This is a genomic window from Massilibacteroides sp., from assembly GCF_028705895.1.
Taxonomy (GTDB): domain Bacteria; phylum Bacteroidota; class Bacteroidia; order Bacteroidales; family Tannerellaceae; genus Massilibacteroides.
The window spans coordinates 1-19,052 of sequence record NZ_JAQWCQ010000046.1 but is presented as its reverse complement, the minus strand read 5'-3'; the positions used below and the strand labels follow the sequence as shown (position 1 = coordinate 19,052).

The 19,052-nt window shown below is 40.2% G+C and carries 16 protein-coding genes; 3 read left to right on the top strand and 13 right to left on the bottom strand.

The genetic code is table 11. The features are described 5' to 3' along the window. Positions 1 to 5: 5 nt before the first annotated feature. On the bottom strand, positions 6 to 1,001 hold the full coding sequence (locus PHT93_RS11425) for a pirin family protein (protein WP_300243005.1): 996 nt from the start codon (positions 999 to 1,001) through the stop codon (positions 6 to 8). Between the two features lie 89 nt (positions 1,002 to 1,090). Here PHT93_RS11425 and PHT93_RS11420 point away from each other — a divergent pair, with 89 nt between their 5' ends. Beyond that, complete coding sequence (locus PHT93_RS11420; protein WP_300243003.1) at positions 1,091 to 2,881, top strand: MutS family DNA mismatch repair protein; 1,791 nt, start codon at positions 1,091 to 1,093, stop codon at positions 2,879 to 2,881. Between the two features lie 29 nt (positions 2,882 to 2,910). Here PHT93_RS11420 and PHT93_RS11415 read toward each other — a convergent pair whose 3' ends face one another. The 4 genes from PHT93_RS11415 to PHT93_RS11400 all read right to left on the bottom strand — a co-directional run bounded on the left by PHT93_RS11415 (position 2,911) and on the right by PHT93_RS11400 (position 9,974). Beyond that, positions 2,911 to 4,500, bottom strand: a complete 1,590-nt coding sequence (locus PHT93_RS11415) for an efflux RND transporter periplasmic adaptor subunit (protein WP_300243001.1) — start codon at positions 4,498 to 4,500, stop codon at positions 2,911 to 2,913. 1 nt (position 4,501) lies between these two features. Then, on the bottom strand, positions 4,502 to 5,773 hold the full coding sequence (locus PHT93_RS11410; RefSeq protein WP_300242999.1) for a TolC family protein: 1,272 nt from the start codon (positions 5,771 to 5,773) through the stop codon (positions 4,502 to 4,504). Next, complete coding sequence (locus tag PHT93_RS11405; RefSeq protein WP_300243023.1) at positions 5,757 to 9,458, bottom strand: efflux RND transporter permease subunit; 3,702 nt, start codon at positions 9,456 to 9,458, stop codon at positions 5,757 to 5,759. The genes PHT93_RS11410 and PHT93_RS11405 overlap by 17 nt, the downstream gene beginning before the upstream one ends. Positions 9,459 to 9,566: 108 nt before the next feature. Beyond that, positions 9,567 to 9,974, bottom strand: coding sequence for a hypothetical protein (locus PHT93_RS11400; protein WP_300242997.1), 408 nt, complete (start codon positions 9,972 to 9,974; stop codon positions 9,567 to 9,569). A gap of 305 nt (positions 9,975 to 10,279) precedes the next feature. On the opposite strand from PHT93_RS11400, the gene PHT93_RS11395 reads away from it, so the two are divergent. Both PHT93_RS11395 and PHT93_RS11390 read left to right on the top strand, forming a co-directional pair. Beyond that, positions 10,280 to 10,714 carry a DUF3788 family protein gene (locus tag PHT93_RS11395; protein ID WP_300242995.1) on the top strand — a complete coding sequence of 145 codons (435 nt, stop codon included), beginning with the start codon at positions 10,280 to 10,282 and terminating at the stop codon, positions 10,712 to 10,714. Then, a complete protein-coding gene (locus PHT93_RS11390; RefSeq protein ID WP_300242993.1) occupies positions 10,711 to 11,070 on the top strand; it encodes a DUF1801 domain-containing protein in 360 nt (119 codons plus the stop codon). The genes PHT93_RS11395 and PHT93_RS11390 overlap by 4 nt, the downstream gene beginning before the upstream one ends. On the opposite strand, the gene PHT93_RS11385 is transcribed toward PHT93_RS11390, so the two are convergent. From PHT93_RS11385 to PHT93_RS11350, 8 genes are all read right to left on the bottom strand, one after another. Next, positions 11,024 to 11,263 carry a hypothetical protein gene (locus PHT93_RS11385; protein ID WP_300242991.1) on the bottom strand — a complete coding sequence of 80 codons (240 nt, stop codon included), beginning with the start codon at positions 11,261 to 11,263 and terminating at the stop codon, positions 11,024 to 11,026. The genes PHT93_RS11390 and PHT93_RS11385 overlap by 47 nt on opposite strands. 229 nt (positions 11,264 to 11,492) lie before the next feature. Then, positions 11,493 to 12,242, bottom strand: a complete 750-nt coding sequence (locus PHT93_RS11380) for a DUF5131 family protein (RefSeq protein ID WP_300242989.1) — start codon at positions 12,240 to 12,242, stop codon at positions 11,493 to 11,495. Further along, positions 12,243 to 12,428, bottom strand: coding sequence for a hypothetical protein (locus PHT93_RS11375; protein ID WP_300242987.1), 186 nt, complete (start codon positions 12,426 to 12,428; stop codon positions 12,243 to 12,245). 1 nt (position 12,429) lies between these two features. After that, entirely contained in the window at positions 12,430 to 12,819 is a 390-nt protein-coding gene (locus PHT93_RS11370) for a nuclear transport factor 2 family protein (RefSeq protein WP_300242984.1), read from the bottom strand. Between the two features lie 212 nt (positions 12,820 to 13,031). After that, positions 13,032 to 13,706, bottom strand: a complete 675-nt coding sequence (locus tag PHT93_RS11365; RefSeq protein ID WP_300242982.1) for an OmpA family protein — start codon at positions 13,704 to 13,706, stop codon at positions 13,032 to 13,034. 60 nt (positions 13,707 to 13,766) lie between these two features. After that, positions 13,767 to 14,099 (bottom strand): hypothetical protein, encoded by a 333-nt coding sequence (locus tag PHT93_RS11360; protein ID WP_300242979.1) that lies wholly within the window; start codon positions 14,097 to 14,099, stop codon positions 13,767 to 13,769. An 18-nt stretch (positions 14,100 to 14,117) separates the two neighbouring features. Continuing rightward, positions 14,118 to 16,175: an acetate--CoA ligase gene (locus PHT93_RS11355; protein WP_300242976.1), complete on the bottom strand. Its 2,058-nt coding sequence runs from the start codon at positions 16,173 to 16,175 to the stop codon at positions 14,118 to 14,120. A 108-nt stretch (positions 16,176 to 16,283) separates the two neighbouring features. Next, entirely contained in the window at positions 16,284 to 18,629 is a 2,346-nt protein-coding gene (locus tag PHT93_RS11350; RefSeq protein ID WP_300242974.1) for a transglycosylase domain-containing protein, read from the bottom strand. Between the last annotated feature and the right edge of the window lie 423 nt (positions 18,630 to 19,052).

The window sequence follows — 19,052 nt, the reverse complement described above, 5'->3', positions numbered from 1 at the left end:
ACTACTTATGGACGTTCTTCTTTTTCTCCGTGACGATAACTCGCGAAACGAGGAGAATCAACAGGATTAATCGGGTCATTTCTATCCCAAGGCCAGCCGCCGAATTGCGTTTCTTCATACTCCGCAAAAGCTTCTTGTATTTCTGCCCTCGTATTCATCACAAAAGGGCCATAGGCTGCTACCGGCTCATTGACAGGTTCTCCTTCTAAGAGTAGCAACTGGCTTTTAAGTAATCCGTTTGTTATTTTTATTTCTTCATTTCCATCTAATTCGGCATAATGTCTAACTTCTACTTCTGTTCCTTCGATGGAAATATCTTTTCCTTCACTAAAATAAAGCATCCTGTTTAATGTAGGAGATACAGACGGAAGTATGAACTCAGCTCCTGGCTCCAGGTCAATTAAGCAAACACCTACATGGTTTTCGGCCGTAGCAGCCCACGATGCAGGTGGAGGAGTCAAAGCAGAAGTGTTTTTATAAGAACCTGAAATTATTTTCACGCGCGCTTTTCCATCTTCTACAACCGGAATCTGTTCATTCCAGAACATTTTATAATCAGGTTCAACAAATTTTCCGTTTTTAGGAAGATTTAGCCATATCTGGTATAGCTCCATAGGGTTTTCTTTTTCAGAAGAAAGTACCGGAAACATTTCAGAATGTTGTACACCCGCTCCTGCTGTCATCCATTGTACATCTCCTTCTCCGTATCGACCCTTAGAACCTTTAGAATCAAAATGATCTGCAAAACCTGCCATCATAACAGTGATTGTTTCAAATCCTCTATGAGGGTGAACAGGAAATCCTGGCACCTTATCTCCATAGTACATACGCCAGGGAGCCTTATGATCAAAGTCCTCTCCTCTCCGTCTATCCGTTAGGTACTGAACAGGTTCACCTTTACCGTTACCTTTCGGAAAATGATCTTTATGATGAAAACAAACAATAAACGGAGACTTAACGGGCAGTTGAAACTCCATTAGTCCTATGTTTTTTACTTTCATAATCTTATGTTTTTTAATCTATTTAATAAACAAATGAATCCGACATAGGTTGTGTATATGCATGATTGATTTTATTTATCTTTGCAGGCATGGAAAAAATCTATCAGTTTTATAATGAAAAACACAATGCCTGTAAAAGAGAAGTAGCTCAACTATCGAGACGTATTCATTTATACGGCACCATTCGTCTAATCCTTTTTATCGGGTTATTTATCACCTTATATATATTTAGTAATAGTGATTGGCAAGTCTGGGCTCTCATTACGACTCTTTTTACTATACCATTTGTTCTATTAATGGTCTATCATACCCATTTATATAACCAAAGAAAATGGAAAGAAACACTCCTATTGCTTTGTGAGAATGAGTTAAAAGGTCTGGATTATGATTTCAATGCGTTTGACGGATCAACGGACAAAGTAAACAGCGGACATTCATTCAGTATCGATCTGGATTTATTCGGAGACCGCTCGTTCTTTCAATCAATCAACCGTACTTCTACCTATATAGGAAATGAACGTTTGGCCGAATGGTTACTTGAGCCACTGAACGACAAACAGAAAATCATCGAACGCCAGCAAGCTATACAGGAACTTTCCTCTCTTACGTCATTCAGACAGAATTTCTACGTGGAAGGATCTTTAAAACCCGGAAAGAAAGAAGATTACAAACGTCTTTCGGAGTTGACAGATACACTTTCTTACTTTTCAGACAGTCTTCTCTGGAAAATACTTTTATGGGCATTTCCTATAGTTTGGACAGCATTGATCATAGCTGTAATCATTGGCCTGATCGATGTCTCTATTCTCTCCTTTGCCATTGTTCTTTCGATGGTTATTGCGTATAGTCAAGCGAAGAAAACCACCCTACTTCACAACCAGGTTAACAAGTTGGAGAATTTGTTTGTAACCTATTCTTCATTGATCCATCTGATCGAGGACACCCCTTTTAAAAGTGCGTTATTGAACTGTCAGAAAGAACGTTTTGGTACAGAAACAAAAGCGTCTCTTGCCATTCGCAGGTTATCTCGTGCAATCGGCGCGCTCGATCAGCGATTAAGTGCTGCAGGATTGATTCTTCAAATCTTTACCTTAAGAGACGTACGTACTTCCATACGTATAGAACGCTGGATGCAAGTGTATAAAGACAAGATGCCTTTATGGTTTGACGCTTTAGCTACGGTAGATGCATTGAACAGCATGGGTGGTTTTGGCTTTAATCATCCCGGGTATATCTATCCGGAAATAGCGGATAATTATTTCAAAATGGAAGGAAAACAATTGGGACATCCGTTAATGAACCGCGAGAAATGCGTCAAAAATGATATTTCAATCAAAGAAACGCCTTCATTCCTTATTATTACAGGAGCAAATATGGCTGGTAAAAGTACCTATCTGCGTACAGTAGGACTAAATCATGTATTGGCTTGTTGCGGCATGCCCGTTTGCGCAGAATCATTAACAATTTACCCTGCGAAATTAGTAACAAGCCTACGTACTTCAGATGATTTAATGAGTAATGAATCCTACTTCTTCGCTGAACTGAAACGACTCAAAATGATCATCGACCGTCTGCAATCCGGAGAAAAGCTTTTTATTATTCTGGATGAGATACTGAAAGGGACAAATTCTGTCGATAAACAGAAAGGTTCTCTCGCTCTCATGAAACAATTAGTGAAATTGGATAGCTGTGGTATTATAGCGACACACGATCTGGTGTTAGGGACTCTGGCTGATGAATTTCCTAAACAGATCAGCAACTTCAGGTTTGAGGCTGATATCACAAATAACGAATTGACGTTTTCCTATCTCCTTCGTCCGGGCATTGCGCAAAACATGAATGCCTGTTTTCTGATGCAAAAAATGGGGATTACGATATAACCCCCATTTCAGAACAGAAAGAATCACTTTTATTTATCGCGATACTTGCAACAACCGGGTAGCGCATCATAAACACTATCTTTTGCACGATAATGCTCTGTGTCATGTCCAACAGCGGCAATGGCTTTCTCTATAATGTCTGTATTCGTCAGATTCTTATCGTATATCACATGTAAATTCTGCTTTTCTGCTGTCCATTCAGCAAAAGAGACTCCTTTCACGCTTTTAGCTGTTTTCTCAATTCGGTCTTTACACATATCACAATTTCCACTAACAGGAATATTTTTCATTTCTGTTTTTTTGTCCGATTGTTCTTCTATATCTTCATTCATCGGCATAGTCATACTTACCGGCATAGCCATTGCAGCATGTGTCATCATACTTGCTTTTCCGGCAAGTTGAGCTGAAGCATCCACCTCGAAAGTTCCTTTGACCACCAATTGTTCGCCGGCATTCAATCCGTTCTCGACAATCCATGAATCACCCAGTGAAGCCCCAAGTTTAATTTCGCGTAAATGAAAAGTAGGTTTATCAGCTTCCGGGTCTTTGACATAAACAATCGAACGTTCTCCTGTCCAAAGCACAGCAGAGTTTGGAACAATTAAATGTTCTGTTTTTCCCGTTTTGCTATCCAGAATACCAGTAACAAACATCTCCGGCTTAAATTGCCTGTTTGTATTAGCAAACTCAATCCGAACCTTAACTGTTCGGGTTGACGGATCAAGTACCGGTTCGATAAAAGAGACCTTTCCCTCAAACTCTTTTCCGGGCATTGCTTCAGCCGAAAAAGTAATCCGGTCACCTTTTTTAATCCATTGCAAATCGCGTTCATAAACATCAAATAAGATCCATACATGACTTAGATCTGATACATCATAAAGAGCCGAACCCTGTGTTACATAATCACCTTCATTAACCCGTTTTCCAAGAACGACACCAGAAAACTCAGACAAAACAGGAAAGTTAGTTATCGGTTGACCGGAATGTTCTATTTTACGAATTTGTTCTTCTGTCAGTTTCCATTGTTTTAATTTATTACGCGAAGCCTCAACCAGAACCTGCCCACTCTCTCCCATCTGAATAGCTTCTAACAATTCCTTCTGCGCAGTAACTAATTCAGGCGAATAGACTGTTCCGATCACCTGTCCTTTTTGTACAATCTCTCCGGTATAATTCAGATCAAGCCGCTCAATTCGTCCGGGTATATGAGAAGATAAGGTTTGTTTCGTACGTTCATCCGCTTGTACCTTTCCATATAGACGCAATCGTTTACTTGCCGTTCCGGATTGAACAACAACCGTTTCAACATCAGCCAATCGCATAGCCTGTTCAGTCATCACCAAAGCAGAAGGGTCAATTAAATTCCCGTCAGCATCCTCTTCCATAGGAACTAAGTCCATTCCACAAATAGGACACTTACCGGGTTTATCACTACGTATATGTGGGTGCATAGCAGAGACCCATACTATTTTCTTGCCCGAAGCAGCTTTCACATTTTCCTTGGATTGTTCAACGACCGTACTATCTGTTTGGTGAAATAATAACCATCCGATCAGTAAACCAACGACTAAAAATAAAGCAGGTTTACCATAGTTTGTTTTTATATTATTAAAGTCCATCTTATTTTTTATTTATTAGTTTGTCTATCCAGGCTTTTGCGATATAAGAATCGGCCAAAGCCTTTGCTGTTTTAGTATTGAAATCAAGAAGTTGTTGTTCTGCACGCAATACCTCATCCACATTACTGCTCGATGTAGCATAGAGAGTCAGCAACAACGATAAACTACGTTCTGAAAGCTGTCGTTGCTTCTTGTACAACGCAACACGACGCAGAGCATCTTTATACATTCTCACCGCCTCTCCCGATTCAGTTAACAACTGATTTTGCGTATCCTTCGCATTGGCCTCTATCGCTTGTCCTTTATAGCGAATCTTCCGTTGTTCTGCTTTATATTTACCTCGATAAAGAGGTATAGAAAATGATACCATAGGCATAATCATGTCTTTACCGTTCATATTCTCCATCACCATAGGGTTAGCCGATTTTTTCAACGGCATATATTCTATCCCTATGCCAATCGTTGGAAAACTCATTCTTTTCGCCATTTTTAGTTCAGCCTGATTTACATCTTTTTCTGCGGCATACATTTTCAACATAGAATTATTATCCAACACCTGTTCTGAAAGAAGTACTTCATCTGTCTCCGCACTTAGAATGACTAACGTATCAGGCAAAGAAACCGGCATAGTACCATCTCTGTCAAGTAATTTATTAAAAACATATGTAAGAGTCTCTGCCTGATCCTGAAGAGTGAGCAGTTTATTTTCTAATTCTGTCCGTTCAATCTGAATGCGAAGCACATCAGACATGGAGCTTTTACCCGAAGAAGCATTCGCATAACGATTAGTTGCCGTTTCTTCAATCGTCTGAAGCAATGCTATAGAATGTTTTATCTGATCGATCTCTGTTTGCAGGGCATATAGCGTATAATATGACTTCTTTGCATCAAACAACACATTCTGACGTAGATTATTATAAGCCTCCTGTTCCACGCGGGACATGTGAGTTGCTGCTTCTCTCTGAGCTTTCAAGGTTCCAAACCAGGGAAACATCTGCATCAGTCTGATTTCAGCCAGTTGATCCCCCATTAATGTCCCCATTGGCTTTGTATAAATCCCCGCTTCAAATTCCGGATCAGGCAAAACTCCGCTTTCTCCTATTTTTTCTTTTCCTGCAGCGACTTTGTAAAACTGAGCTTTCAATTCCGGGTTATTGGCTTCTACCTCCAACAAATAGACTGCTAATGAATCTGCTGGAAGCTGAGCCCATAGCTTATTTACTATAAGCGATAGTACAATCAGACTTCTTTTAATTTTACGAATTCGTTTCATTTTCATTCCGTTTTAGTTGTTTTCTCTCTTTCCTTTTAATCTCGCCTTCACGCCATACGCATTGAAGTATAGGCACAACAAATATGGTCATGATCTGTATCGTCATCCCTCCAAAAGTGGGAATTGCCATCGGTACCATAATATCCGAACCTTTTCCGAGAGACGACAGTACGGGCAACAGGGCAATTAGCGTAGAAGCTGTTGTCATCATAGCCGGACGTACCCGTTTCATACCCGCTTCAACAACCGCCTCACGTACGTCATGTATAGTTGCAGGCTTCCGTTGTTCAAATACCTGATGAATGTAAACTCCCATTAACACCCCATCGTTTGTCGCTATTCCAAACAGGGCAATAAAGCCGACCCAGACAGCTATACTCAAATTGATGGGGTGTATTTGGAAAAGTTCACGCATATTCATGCCTGCGATTGAGAAGTTCAGAAACCAATCCTGGCCGTACAACCACAGAAGAATAAAGCCTCCGGCAAAGGCGACAAATACACCTGAAAAATGAATCATTGAGGCAGTTACAGTCCGGAATTGAAAGTAAAGAATCAAAAAGATACTCAGCAGACAGATAGGTATAAGAATGGCCAGTCTGGTAGTAGCCCGTTCTTGTTGTTCATAATTACCAGCAAAATGGAACGAGACTCCGGCCGGAAGTTTCCATGCTCCTGATTTAATTTGTTCGTCAATATATTTCTGAGCCTGATGAACAACATCTCCTTCAGCCATACCCTGTTGTTTGTCAAACAACACATATCCCGTCAAAAAAGTATTTTCACTACGTATCATCTGCGGACCGGAAGTATAGTTTATGTTTACTAAATCACCTAAGGGAATTTGCGTTCCCGATGGAGTCGGTATTAAGATTTGTTTCAGTGTTTCGGGGGTAGAACGAAGCTCGCGGGCATAGCGAACACGAACAGGAAAACGTTCGCGTCCTTCCACCGTGCGACTTAGCTCCATCCCTCCGATAGCAACAGAAATTACTTCCTGCAAATCGGCAACAGAAACACCATACCTTGCCATAGCCGGACGATTCAGTTGCAATTCAAGATAAGGTGCTCCGGTTCCTCTTTCTGCGAAAACAGAAGAGTGTTGAACAGAAGGCACTTCTTTTAAGAGGCGTTCGAGATCTATCGAAGCTTTCTCAATTGTTTCCAGATCCGGGCCATACACTTTTATGCCCATTGGGGCACGCATTCCGGTAGAAAGCATCACTAAGCGAGTCTCAATCGGCTGTAATTTGGGAGCAGATGTAAGACCGGGCAACTGGGTTACTTTTACTATTTCTTGCCAGATATCATCCGGAGTTCGTATATGGTCGCGCCATTGCCTATGTCGTTTACCATTTTCGTCAATTATATATTCCGGTTTGTAATTGATTACATGTTCAAACATCTGAATATTGGCCGGATCAAGAGCAGAGTTAACCCGCCCCCATTTACCAACCGACATTTCCACTTCAGGTATATTCTCTAATTGTTTATCTAACATCCGAACATACTCAATATTCTTTTCCACTCCGGTATGAGGCATACTGGTAGGCATCAGCAAAAAGGATCCTTCATTCAAAGAGGGCATAAACTCACTGCCGATAGCCGGGAAACGATGAGTCATTCCGTTCCATAAAGCTGTCGTACGTATGTTCACACCGACTTTATCAAATCCGTTGGCTACAAAACCAAAAGTTCTATCCCAACCCATCCAGATTACTAAACCCAAAATCATGGTTAAGACAGGTATGGAAAGAGCTTTCACCTTATGATCTAAACACCAATGAATTATACGTACATAGTATTTCACCATGAGCATCAACACAACAAGTATCAATCCGATCACTCCTGCTGTAAATAGGAAATTTACGATAAATGGATTTTGCGGTCCTAAAGGCAGCCAACTCTTTACAAGGAAATAGAGCATAAACAATAATGTTATGGCTACATTCAGGTATTTTTTACGCAAAAACAGATTATTCAAACCAACAAAAGTAAGTGCAATTGCAGGCCATACACCGGTTACTGCGGAAACAAGTACCCCTAACACACAAAGGATATAATTCAACACCCGTTGAGTGCGTTCTTTCCCAATACGGATATTAAATACGGTATAAGTCAGAGTCGGGATAACGACAAGACCTAAAAATAAGGCTGCACCTAACGCGTAGGTTTTGGTAAAGGCAAGCGGACGAAACATTTTTCCTTCTTGTGCTTCAAGGAAAAAGACTGGGATGAAACTAACCAAGGTTGTCATCATTCCGGTAATAATTGCCCCATTAACCTCTACAACAGCCTCATATATAACCTTCAATAGATGTTTTCCATGCGCTCCCTTATTTTCCGGGAAATCCAAATGACGAAGAATGTTTTCTATGAAGACAATCCCCACATCAATCATCACGCCAATGGCTATTGCTATACCCGACAAGGCTACAATATTAGCATCTACTCCGGTATGTTTCATCAGAATAAACGTAGCAAGTACTCCAACGGGAAGCATCCCTGAAACAATTAATGAGGCACGAAGATTAAGTACAAGCATGATAATAACAATCACACAGATAATTACCTCATCCGTCAAAGCTCTTTCCAACGTACTAATTGTTTCCTTAATCAGATCTGTTCGGTCATAAAACGGAACAATAGTTACTTTAGAAACAGTCCCGTCCGGCAATACTTTCTCAGGCATTCCGGGAGAGATTTCAGCAATCTTATCCTTTACGTTATTAATCACGTCCAAGGGATTGGATGCATAACGGGCAGTAACAACGGCTCCAACTGCTTCTGCGCCGCCTTTATCCAAACCTCCCCTACGAGTTGCCGGACCAAAGTTTACTTGCGCCACATCTTTTATGCGTACCGGAACATTCTGTCTTACCGTAATGACTGCCTCATCTAAGTCTGCCAGCGATTTAATATATCCCAGCCCTCTGATGGAATATTCAACCTTGTTCAGCTCAATCGTTTCGGCTCCTACATCCTGATTACTTTTCCGGACAGCGTCCATAATCTGCATAATATTAACGCCAAAGGCCTTCATGGCTTCGGGATTAATATCAACCTGATATTCCTTCACGTAACCACCAACAGAAGCAACCTCCGATACGCCTTTTGCTGATGACAATGCGTATTTTACCTGGAAATCCTGAATGGATCGGAGTTCTTCTCCCGACCAACCACCGGCAGGTTTACCTGTTTGGGGATTTCGTCCTTCTAACGTGTACCAAAAGATTTGCCCTAAAGCCGTAGCGTCAGGCCCCAAAGCGGGTTGTACTCCTTCCGGCAACAAACCTTGAGGTAAAGAACTTAGTTTTTCCAGAATACGTGAACGAGACCAGTAGAATTCTATATTTTCGTCAAATATGATATAGATAAACGACATACCGAACATGGAGGTACTACGTATATCTTTCACGCCGGGTATTCCCAGCAGACTTGTTGTAAGTGGATAAGTGATCTGATCTTCTACATCCTGAGGCGAACGTCCCATCCATTCCGTCGCAACAATTTGTTGGTTTTCACCTATGTCGGGAATTGCATCGACAGGAACGGGATTTATTAATAAAAGCCCTGTATTCCAATTAAACGGAGCAACAGAAATACCCCAAACAATAATGGATAAAAGAAGCAGAAAAGTCACTAACCGATTTTCAAGAAAAAATCGAATAATTGTTTTCATTATATATGTGTTTAACGATTTGATTAAAATGTCCGGACATAAGTATCCCGAACAGTTCTATTAAGAAAAAACAGAAACGGCATACCCATTAAAGGCCGTTCCGACTCTTAATCAAATCAGAAAAACACAGATAAAAGAGAGTGAGACATCGTCTGTAGGCAAAGCACCGGGCGGTGCAAACTCAACAGCAGATTTTTGATCTATAGTTGCCTGTTCAAATGAAGGAATAAGCAATGAATGCAACAGACAATACATAGGCATAGGCGTCGCCGGAGAAACAGTCATCTGATAATCATCTGTATCAACAGAAATATAATCAGTTTCACAACACGATTGCTGATCTAAGGCAAAGGCATCAGAATGAGCTTCATCTTCTCCACAACAACACGCTTGCATTTGTTGGCCGCCAAACAAATTCATTTCAGAAATACGACCTCCACAATAATGCATAGCAAACGTTGGATGAACAATAATCATGATCATCAACAAGCTAAATATGATGGATAGTTTTCTTCTCATAAAAAGAACCTGTTCATTACGGGAACAAAGATAGTGATTATTTTGGAATACTGTTGTATTCAAGGAGTTGAGCCGCCTATATTTATTGATAGGTAATGATTTAGAAACTACTTAACCGCTTAGTCTCGCTTCATTTTTCATCAAATCAAATAACTCTTAATGAGTACAAAGCTAAGAAAAGGTTTTTGATTTCAAAGAGAAAATCTCCATTATGAGTTATCCTCTTTAAATAGCTTATGCAAAGTAGTGTTTAGCTTGTATCTCGCTAAAAAAACACTACTTTTGAGCATCTTATTTTAAACGAAATGATGGTGGAACCGCAAATGCTTCTGAAAGATCCCGGAGTATTCCCCTCAAATGAAGTGTTGAGGGAGTCTCTTGGGGATGATATATACAAAGTGTTGGAGTCTTTTGTCGAGACAATCACAAGTGAAGAGTACGGACTCGTACCCGAATGGAGATTCTACAACGACGGTAAGGCATGGCTTTGCAAGGCGGTGTATAAGAAAAAGACAGTTTTATGGCTTTCCGTTTGGGAAGGATTTTTCAGGGTCAGTTTCTTTTTTACAGAAAAGCATTTGGAAGGTATTACCGCGTTGGAGATTTCCGAAACGATAAAAGATGAGTTTGCCAAAGCAAAACCTGTCGGTCGCCTGATCCCGATGATTTTTGATGTGTGTAAAAAAGAGCAGCTGGATGATTTGTTAACGGTTGTCCGCCATAAAAAGAGTTTGAAATGAACGAACAAAAGCCGAAAACAGAGACCATAGACCAATATATTTCAGAATTTTCTGAGGATATACAGGCTATAATGCAGCATGTACGTCAGACAATCCTTGATGCGGCACCTGAAGCCAAAGAAACCATCAGTTGGGGAATGCCAACATTTAAGGTAAAGAAGATATTAGTACAGTTTGCCGGACACAAACAACACCTGGGTTTTTACCCGTGGCCGGAAACCATCGAAGCATTTAAAGACAAACTAACAAGTCATAAAACGAGTAAGGGAGGTATTCAATTTCCTTACAATAGACCGATACCGCTGGAACTTATTTCAGAGATGGTGCGTTTTCGTTTAAAAACACTCCAATTTTAACAAACCGTTTGCTATTCCCCAACGCGTCTTTCGGGACGATAACTGTTTTATAACCATACATTTCATAGATTTCCATCATCTTATGAAAAGTATATTCGGCTTCCGTCCAGTTTTGTTTGCGTTCGTTGTCCATATGGTATATTTCTTTCCATGGAACACCTTCTCCTTTTATCTGCTCTTGTTCGCGGTCCATATTTTTCCCAGTTTTTGGCAAATCGTTTGAATTTGTAACAAGGGAACGTTTTATATTCGCAACAATGCACGATACCTTTTTCCTTGCAACAGAGATGAAAGGATTTACAATTTTCGCACCTTACCCTATTTATTTAGCACCGGAGCAAGTTTTTTTCTCCCTGACATAAACCGGACAACCTCCGCAAAAAATACCACATGCCGGAACCCTTCCTTGATAATGTTTCATCCTATTTTCTTGTATAATTAATTCCCGCCTTCCGTGCCTGTACGTGTTGCAATCGACGGTTTATATCATATAATTTCCCGTCTTTGACAAACTTGGCTCCGGTTTGCTTAAACCAGAATGAGACATCTTGTTCGACACACAAGTTGTGCAAATCCATGACCCAATCAAAATCGCATGGACGAGCATAATATCCCGATTCTCCACCAACTACTACTTGCTCAACCCATGATCCAATATTGTACGCAGATAAATCAATCCGTTCCAACAACGGTTCACAGATAATGATTTTATGCTTTATCGGTGCGGCTTTGTAGAGAGGGAGCCGATAATCAACTCTATCCTGATTTTCCACCGTGCAGCAAATAGTAACATTATCGTATCCGTCTCCCCAATCTTCGGGCAGAGACTCGTAGAAGCGGTCGATACGTTTGGTTATCATCATAAATCGCAAATCGCTCCGAAGGCGTATCATCTCCCATGCTTCGGTGCGCCACTTATCGGCATTTTCCACAAAGAAATCAGAGGTGAAACAGGTATAAATCATCGTTCCTGAAAGGATTTTATATTCCCCGTTCCGTTTCTTCTGAATCGGCAAATCGAAATTCTTGGTTTTAGAAACAATGCTACTATCAATGCCTCGCTTCGAATCGCCCCGATAGACGTAGCAATGTTTGCAACCCGCGCTCAGCTTATGGCAACCGTGCCACAGGTTCCACATCTTGGATTTTCGTTCAATAGCGTTTGTGGCCATTTATACTTTCTTCAACTGGTATTCCTGTTTCAGCATCTGCTTCTGTTCTTCATTCAAAGAGTTCATATACCCTTTCCAGCCGGGACAGAAATTGATATGCCAACGCCAGAACCTACCAATCAATGACTTAGGAGCTTTATCATATTTTGCCCGTATTGAGCAGTTTTCGCAATTATGTTGTACCATACTATGCTTTATTGGGCAGAACAAAAGACCAATGAGTGTGTACTATTTTCCACTGTCCCAATGTTTCCAACTTATAAACTTCGGTACAGTGCATCCGATATCTCTGTCCATCTTGACGAGCCTCATAATCGTACATCAAAACAGCACACTCCTGAATGACTTGTACTATCGGTTCTATCATATCGTAGGAGTCAATCTTATTCTTTCCACGGAAACCTTCATAATAGTCTTCCAATGCCTTTTTACCTACAAATTTCTTCTCATAAACAGGGTCGAAATATACCACATCGTCGGACGACAATTCCAGAAAACCATCAGGATTACCATTATTCCACAATTCCAGCGCTTGTTTTTCTAATGCGATAATAGTTGTTTTAATTTCTTTTTCCATTTATCCGATCAGTTCTTTAGTATCATTCATGTGTAAATTCAGATGCCAGGGATAGCCTTTTATCATAAGAAACAAAGGTAATCAATTCATAACATCGTTTTATCTTATAACCATAAAAATATCTATTGATGAATATTTATCCGTATATACGCAAAACGAGGAACTATTCACCCGAACAGCCCCTCGTCTTTCATTATACACAATAAGTTCTTTTAATTCAATGTACCTTGTTGCGCTTCCTGAATCATTTTTTCATTCGCTAAAATAAGAACCTCTACTCTTCTGTTCAAAGCGCGGCCTTCAGCTGTACTGTTATCAGCTATAGGTTGATGAATACCTTTTCCTTCGTACGTCAAACGGCTATTAGCAACAGAATTAAGAATCAAATAGTCATACACGCTTTTCGCGCGTTTTTCTGACAATGTCTGATTATAATCTACCTTACCTGTACTATCCGTATGTCCAACGATCTTCACATAAGTATCCGGATTCTGTTGTAACGTTACAGCAAATTTCGCAAGTGCCGTTTTTGCAGCTTCACTCACTGTGCTTGAGTTGGTAGCAAAGAAAATACCGGAATCAAAAGTGACTCTCAACGCTTCACCGTCATTTACAGACTCTACTGTAGCATCCGGCACTTGTGATTCAATAGCTTGTTTTTGTTTATCCATTTTCTTTCCGATCAATGCACCGGCAGTACCACCGACAGCTGCCCCGATAACTGCCCCTAAAGCAGTATTACCAGCAATCGCGCCAATACCTGCACCAACAGCGCCTCCAGCGCCAACACCTATTCCTGTACCTTTTACTGTGTTACTTGCTCCGCAACCGGATAAAATGACAGCCATGCATAATAATGCGACTGACAATAATTTAACTTTTCCCATTTTGTTTAATTGTTTATCGTTTTAAATGTAATATTAAGCTGTTTCTAAATATAACAAAAATTAATCAAACATGTTTAAAGAGTCACAATAGGCCAATTCTCCCTGAACAACAAAAACGATGTCGTCCGGTTCAAAATTCCCCACTTCGTCTTTCTTTGCATTTTTCACGACAAAAGTAATCAATTCTTCTTCATCAAAATCAACAGTCTCTTCATCTTTGTGTAAATCTTCATTAAAAAAACCTTTAGATTCATAGAACTCGTCGATCAGATCAATAATATAGAAGATATCGTCATCACTAAATTTGTCTTTTAAATCCTGAGCCAAATAATTCCGTATATACTTTACGGCATCATCCGTGTCATAGCTCATTTCATTTTCATTGTTACTCATTGTTTTTTCTTTTAAAAGTTATTTTTCTATTCTGATACGGGCATCTACAGCGTATAGCCCTCTATCTGTCGATAATAATGGATTTATATCCATCTCTTTGATTTCAGTAGCAAAACGCAGCAAAATAGAAAGGCGGACAATTGTATCTGCATATTTTTGTTCATCTACCCCTTGTTGACCACGCGTACCTTTTATTATAGGATATCCTCTTAATGAACGAATCATAGAGAATGTCTCATCATACGACAATGGGGCAAGCCCGTAAGATACATCTTTCAGAACTTCAACAAAGATACCTCCGAGACCACAAAGAACCACATGCCCAAAACGTTCTTCATATTTTGCTCCTAAGAATAATTCCTGCCCTTTCAGCATCGGTTGTACAAGTATGCCCGTTACATCCGGAAGCCCCATCATCCGTTCTATTTCGAAAAGCAGATGTTCTTCCGTATTGATATTGAGAGAGACACCGCCGATATCACTTTTATGCACCGGACCTACCACTTTGGCAACTACAGGAAAACCTATTTCCTTGGCAAAGGCAAGCAGTTCATCCTTATCGGCAGAAACCCGTTCTTCCACCAAGGGGATATTCGCTGCTTTTAGCAATGTACGTACATCAACAGGATTCAGATAGCCACTTGGCAGATTATCAACTATACGTCTTACTTCTGCTACATTCACGCCAAAAAGCTGGAAATCAGCATTTGCAGGTTTTGGGGTATTGATTACCAGCGACAAGCCCGTACCAAGAGTTACTTCATCAGAGAAATTAACATGTCCTTTCTTTATGAAATTCTGAACTTCCGGGCCGGCAGTTACTATAGATGGCAGAATTGGGAAAATAGGCTTTTTGCATTCTGCCATTTTTTTGTGCAATACTTCGTAAGCATCGTATAGCTTCATCAGACCGGTACTACCAAAAATAACGATAATCAAATCGATTTCGTAAAACCGGTTTTCGCAATAATCAATGGCAGTAGCCAAATGTTCGGGGGTTCCGGTTCCGATAATATCAATCGGATTACCAACGGCTGCGCCCGGTAATAATTTGGATTTTAATTCAGCCGCTATCGGACCTTCTAAATTAGGTACATTCAAACGCCCTTTGGAGAGTGCATCAGCGAGCATTACAGCCGGACCTCCGGCATGTGTTACAATTGCACAGTTACGCCCTTTCACTTCCTTCATCGTGAAGATGCAGGCAACAGTGGTCAGTTCTTCACGACTGAAGCAACGCACAATCCCCGCTTTACGGAAAAGTGCTTCAACAGCGGCATCTGAACTGGCAATCGCTCCTGTATGAGACGAAGCTGCCCGTTTACCAGAATCGGATGTTCCGGCCTTTATAGCCGCGATACGACAACCTTTTCGAATAAGAGAAGACGCATGTTGCAGCAGCTTGTCCGGATCCCGTACGCTTTCTATATAAAGCATCTTGTATTTGGAATCAACCACAGGATCAAAATTGCGATCCATATATTCAAGGATGTCCTCAACACCATTTTGTTTGGAATTGCCTACCGACCAGACAGAAGAAAATTTTAATCCTTTAGTCAAAGCAGATTCTATTATATAGAGAGCTGTTGCACCCGAACTGGAAATGAAGTCAACTCCATCGGGGTGAAATTCGGGTATCGGACGGGTAAATACACCATGAAAGTTCATATTCATGACCCCTATACAATTAGGGCCGATTAAAGAAGCTCCGGCCTCATTTATACTTTTCAGTACTTGTTCCTCTAATATCGCTCCTTCTTTTGTTTCTTCTCCAAAACCAGCCGATATGATAATAAAAGCTTTTACATGCTTTTCTTTAGATAGGATTTCTACCACTTCCGGGCAGGCAGCTGCGGGAACAGCGATAATTGCCATTTCAACGTCCGGTATATCACGCACATGCGTATAAGATTTCACTCCCTGAACACAGGTTTCACGCGAGTTTACAACAAATAAATCTCCTTTATATTTTCCGTCTAACAAGTTCCTTACTAAGAAACCTCCGGGTTTATGAACATTATTAGAGCCTCCGACAACGACAATACTCTGGGGGTTTATCAACTCTCTATTTATCATAACACTTTGTTTGTTTTATTCAGTATGTATAGCAACAAATATAGTCTTTTATCCATTGCAAAGAATGTGACAAACTTATTTATTTACATTATGATATAATAAAAAATATCAATCGAACATCTTGTCGATTCCTCCTACATCCGTAGGGGTTTGCTGACGGACTTCTTTACTTATATTCGCACATGGATCTTGATATTCTTCCGGTACTTCAAAATTCTCATCCTCCGTATATCCGAGTGTTTTGTCAGCATATACTTTTTGCATAAAGAGTCCATAAATAGGTAAAGCCATAGCGGCTCCTTGCCCTTCATTAATCCGATCAAAATGAATCGAACGATCTTCGCCGCCTACCCAACATCCGGACACTAACCTCGGGGTAAAGGCCATAAACCAACCATCGGAGTGATTCTGTGAAGTTCCCGTTTTACCTCCCATCGGAGCTTTAATACCGTAACGGAAACGCACGCGGCTTCCGGTACCACCATCCATAACCTTCCGTAACATATGAAGCATTTTATAAGAGGCATCAAGTGTCAAAACCTCATTAAAGTGAGGATTAAAATTGGCGATTGTATTTCCGAACGAATCTTCTATACGGGTCACAAACAAAGGCTCTACTCTAATTCCTTTATTGGGGAACACGGTATAACCACTAACCATTTCTGAAACGGATACATCCGGTGTACCAAGGCAGATAGCCACAACAGGATCGAGCTCCGCCTTCAGTCCGAACGAACGCAACAAGCGCACAAAAGTATAAGGAGATAATTGTTTCATTAGATAAGCGGTTACCCAATTCGATGATTTTTGTAACCCCCACTCAATGGTAACCATTTCTCCCTCATTTTCCTTGTTCGAATTCTTTGGTTCCCAGGTCTTACCGTTTTCATCAATCAGTTGTTGAGGAACATGCAACATCTTATCACATGGACTTACTCCTTCAATCATCGCTAATGAATACAAGAATGGCTTCATTGTAGAACCGATCTGCCGACGTCCGGTACTCACCATATCATATTGGAAATATTTATAGTCAATTCCTCCGACATATGCTTTAACATGTCCGGTATGAGCATCCATCGACATAAAAGAAGAACGCAAAATGCCTTTATGATAACGGATAGAATCCCAAGGAGACATGATCGTATCTATTGCTCCTCCCCAACCAAAGACGCGCATATCGATAGGTTTCTTAAATTCAGCTTTAATTTCAGCCTCATTCAATCCGGCTTTCTTCAATCCACGATAGCGATCTGTTTGCTTCATCGCCTTTGTCATCATTGTATCAACCTGACCGGCTGAAACATCTCTGGAGAACGGAGCATAACTCCTTCCCTTTTTTTCACGTGTAAAAGCCGGTTGAATATCTGTTTTCATATGTTGTTCCAAAGCCTCTTCAGCATATTGCTGCATACGGGAATCAATAGTCGTATATATCTTCAAACCATCCGTAGAGATATTATAATTCTCTCCGTTTGATTTTTTATTCTTATTACACCATCCGTATAACGGATCATTTTCCCAGGCAACTGAATCCTCTCTGAACTTCTGCGCCTGCCAGGACATATAATGCTTCTTTTCCGGTTTCTTGGCAGTCATTACCAAACGGAGGTATTCTCTGAAATACGGAGCCAATCCCTCCTTGTGATCAATTCTTCTATAATGCAATACAAGCGGCAATTCAGACAATGAATCACATTCAGCGGTTGTAAGATAACCGGCTTTTTCCATCTGTTTAAGAACGGTATTACGCCTCCCTCTTGTTCTTTCATTTTGTCTTAGGGGATCGTAATAAGACGGATTCTTACACATACCGACCAAAGTTGCAGCTTCTTCTATTTTCAATGTTTTGGGTGTTGAATCAAAATAAACGCGCGCAGCGGATTGTATCCCGATAGCAGTATATAAGAAATCAAACTTATCCAGATACATCGTAAGAATTTCTTCTTTTGTATAGAATCGTTCCAATTGTACGGCTATAACCCATTCGATAGGCTTTTGGAGCAAACGTTCGAACACATTATCGGCACTGGGAGAGAATAATAGTTTTGCTAATTGTTGCGAAATAGTGCTTCCTCCACCTCCGCTTTTTTGCATAAGGATTCCTCTTTTTATAATAGCGCGAAAAAGTCCCTGAGCATCGATACCACTATGTTGCGAAAAACGCACATCTTCTGTCGCAATCAGAGCCTTCACCAGATCCGGAGAAAGATCATTATAGGTTACACTTATTCTGTTTTCGGTACTCTTCATATACCTCCCCAGAATTTTAGCATCTGAAGAAATGATCTGCGAAGCGTATTTATCAATCGGATTTTCTAATTGTTCAACAGGTGGAACATAGCCAATAGAGCCATTTGCAATAGCGATAAAAGTCATCGCAACAACACCTAATCCAACCAAAAATATCACCCAACATAGAATAATGACACTCTTTGTCCATTTAAAAGTCATATCGTTCTGATTTCTTTTTCCTTTTAGTTTATTTATATCAAGGAACAAAGGTAATAAAATCTATGGGCAACAGCCCTATCCTATTATTTTTTAGAACTTGTTTACAATAACCGACTGTTAGAATACAGGCAATTTAAAAACACGCATAGAATGAAAAAAAAAATATAAAGGTTATTTTTCCAATTATAAAGGATATTTTTGGAAAAATATCCTTTATATTTTTACGCCGATTTTTTAATTGATTTTCAACACATAAATTTTACCCTTTTTACGGGGTTAAATTAGTATATAATTAATTCCGCCAACAGGGGTATTTCGTTTTTAATATCTCCATAGAAAGACATTCGTGTTTTCAAAGCAAAACTCATTTTGATATGGAAGAGAAAGGGGATTTGCACAAAGTTTTGTACTTTTGCCTCGTTA

What these genes read in the sequence shown, in the direction of transcription:
- PHT93_RS11425 (WP_300243005.1), bottom strand. Translation starts at nt 1,001, where the DNA reads ATGAAAGTAAAAAACATAGGACTAATGGAGTTTCAACTGCCCGTTAAG.
- PHT93_RS11420 (WP_300243003.1), top strand. Translation starts at nt 1,091, where the DNA reads ATGGAAAAAATCTATCAGTTTTATAATGAAAAACACAATGCCTGTAAA.
- PHT93_RS11415 (WP_300243001.1), bottom strand. Translation starts at nt 4,500, where the DNA reads ATGGACTTTAATAATATAAAAACAAACTATGGTAAACCTGCTTTATTT.
- PHT93_RS11410 (WP_300242999.1), bottom strand. Translation starts at nt 5,773, where the DNA reads ATGAAACGAATTCGTAAAATTAAAAGAAGTCTGATTGTACTATCGCTT.
- PHT93_RS11400 (WP_300242997.1), bottom strand. Translation starts at nt 9,974, where the DNA reads ATGAGAAGAAAACTATCCATCATATTTAGCTTGTTGATGATCATGATT.
- PHT93_RS11395 (WP_300242995.1), top strand. Translation starts at nt 10,280, where the DNA reads ATGATGGTGGAACCGCAAATGCTTCTGAAAGATCCCGGAGTATTCCCC.
- PHT93_RS11390 (WP_300242993.1), top strand. Translation starts at nt 10,711, where the DNA reads ATGAACGAACAAAAGCCGAAAACAGAGACCATAGACCAATATATTTCA.
- PHT93_RS11385 (WP_300242991.1), bottom strand. Translation starts at nt 11,263, where the DNA reads ATGGACCGCGAACAAGAGCAGATAAAAGGAGAAGGTGTTCCATGGAAA.
- PHT93_RS11380 (WP_300242989.1), bottom strand. Translation starts at nt 12,242, where the DNA reads ATGGCCACAAACGCTATTGAACGAAAATCCAAGATGTGGAACCTGTGG.
- PHT93_RS11375 (WP_300242987.1), bottom strand. Translation starts at nt 12,428, where the DNA reads ATGGTACAACATAATTGCGAAAACTGCTCAATACGGGCAAAATATGAT.
- PHT93_RS11370 (WP_300242984.1), bottom strand. Translation starts at nt 12,819, where the DNA reads ATGGAAAAAGAAATTAAAACAACTATTATCGCATTAGAAAAACAAGCG.
- PHT93_RS11365 (WP_300242982.1), bottom strand. Translation starts at nt 13,706, where the DNA reads ATGGGAAAAGTTAAATTATTGTCAGTCGCATTATTATGCATGGCTGTC.
- PHT93_RS11360 (WP_300242979.1), bottom strand. Translation starts at nt 14,099, where the DNA reads ATGAGTAACAATGAAAATGAAATGAGCTATGACACGGATGATGCCGTA.
- PHT93_RS11355 (WP_300242976.1), bottom strand. Translation starts at nt 16,175, where the DNA reads ATGATAAATAGAGAGTTGATAAACCCCCAGAGTATTGTCGTTGTCGGA.
- PHT93_RS11350 (WP_300242974.1), bottom strand. Translation starts at nt 18,629, where the DNA reads ATGACTTTTAAATGGACAAAGAGTGTCATTATTCTATGTTGGGTGATA.